General features: G+C 57.5%; 2 protein-coding genes. Both read right to left on the bottom strand.

The window, feature by feature from the left end; genetic code table 11:
- Nucleotides 1–101 precede the first annotated feature (101 nt).
- Nucleotides 102–593, bottom strand: a complete 492-nt coding sequence (locus ET21_RS27750) for a hypothetical protein (protein WP_112366619.1) — start codon at nucleotides 591–593, stop codon at nucleotides 102–104.
- 48 nt (nucleotides 594–641) lie between these two features.
- Nucleotides 642–1505 carry a replication initiation protein gene (locus ET21_RS0115515; RefSeq protein ID WP_040265129.1) on the bottom strand — a complete coding sequence of 288 codons (864 nt, stop codon included), beginning with the start codon at nucleotides 1503–1505 and terminating at the stop codon, nucleotides 642–644.
- Nucleotides 1506–1590: the final 85 nt, after the last annotated feature.

Raw genomic sequence — 1590 nt, 5'->3', positions numbered from 1 at the left:
AAAATCGCTCCGTTTGCGAGCAGACGCCGCTACGATTGCAAGCGCCTACACCTAGCCGTTCCCTGCCCTGATACGCGACAATCAGGTGAAAATCGCCGCTCTCATGCTTCATCGCCGCTAGGGCTGCCGCCCTGGCGGCTAAACAGGCGTGACCAGAAGCCGCGCTGGGACATCGGCTGAGGAGTAACGCGCGCGATAGCGAGGTTTTGCGCCATGGTGCGCCAGTGGTCCCGATCCTCACGGATAAGGGCTGCTTGGGTTTCTAGGGCGGCCATTTCTGCTTCCAGTCGATCCACTTGCGATGCGCGGGAGCGCAAGATGGCTAGTTCTGCATTGGCACCGGAAAGCTGCTCATGGAGGATTGTTACCTGTCCTTTCAGAGCTTCGAAATCCTCGGCATCTCGAACCTTTTTCGTATTCTTCGAGAAGGTTCGATTAGAACCCTTTGCGGTAGGTTCTACCCAGACCCAAAGGCGACCAGAATTGTCTCGCTCTCCCCTCATTTTACCCGCTTTATAGCGCGATCTCAGGGTATTTTGTGGAACGCTCAGGAGGTCTGATGCCTCTCGTAAGGTCATACGAACTTCGGTCATTTTAGAACCATGTTCGTATTGTTCGAGAAGGTCAATTTCGAACTATTCTCAAATGTCACCATCATCTGCGTTACGCAGCTTGTCGCCCAAGCTGCCCAGTAGTTTCGCCATCCCTTCACGTACCACCGGGTCAGGTTCCGTTTCCATTAGCGGCGGCGCATCGGGGGAGTCTGGTGGGTCTTTGCGGCGAGCGGCGCTATGGCGCTCGTTCTCGGCTACCGTGTCAGCGGCGTCTAACGGGTCTTTCCAGCGCCAATCAAAGCGAACGGCCACTACCGAGCGGCCCACCTTTTTAGGCGTCATGGTGACGTCCACCGTCCCGAAATCGTTGATTGCATCAAGCGCGGGATCGAGGACGCGCACTTTTAACGCCTGCCAGCGGTCATAGGACCGCTTATCATCTACACCGAGCAGGCCACGCAGATTGTCGATGCTCCACTGGGCATAGGGTTCGCGCTGGCGTTTGCGATCAGCCAGAAGGGCATAAAGGCGGCGGGCGTGAGGAGGGAGCCGGTGCGCCGCTGTCGTCTCGATCTTCACGAAATTGCCGGGGCTACGCAAAGCATGAACACCTGCGGGCGGGATCAGGATGCGGGCTTGTGATCCGCCTTCAGTGATGTGCCATTCGGCCACCAGTACCGCGCCCCATTCGTCGCCCCGGTGCTGCCCGCTTAGTTTTAGGCCGGTCATGCGGTCGAGACACTCACGAAGCCAGACATTATCCTGACGCGCATCCGGGCCGCGCAAACGAGCGGTAGGGATATTGAGCCAAACTGCGTTGGGTACGTTGGCTGGTGTCCGTTCCTCATCAAGGACCGCCGTAATCTCCCACAGGGCTGAGATCATTGCCGGGGTTAGTGGCTTTTCAGCACGCAGGGCTAAGGCAGCAGATGACACAGCGATTTGCTCCATAGGGATACGCTAATTGTCGCAATGTATCCTGTCAATGTATCCCCGAACCCTCCGGCGTGTATCCCCGAACCCTCCGGCGTGTATC

The organism is Sphingobium sp. DC-2 (assembly GCF_000722555.1).
Classification (GTDB): domain Bacteria; phylum Pseudomonadota; class Alphaproteobacteria; order Sphingomonadales; family Sphingomonadaceae; genus Sphingobium; species Sphingobium quisquiliarum.
Note: the sequence above shows the minus strand (reverse complement) of the source record. Positions and strands in the feature narration are given on the sequence as shown.

Coding starts and splice junctions, on each gene's coding strand:
- ET21_RS27750 (WP_112366619.1), bottom strand. CDS start 593: ATGACCGAAGTTCGTATGACCTTACGAGAGGCATCAGACCTCCTGAGC.
- ET21_RS0115515 (WP_040265129.1), bottom strand. CDS start 1,505: ATGGAGCAAATCGCTGTGTCATCTGCTGCCTTAGCCCTGCGTGCTGAA.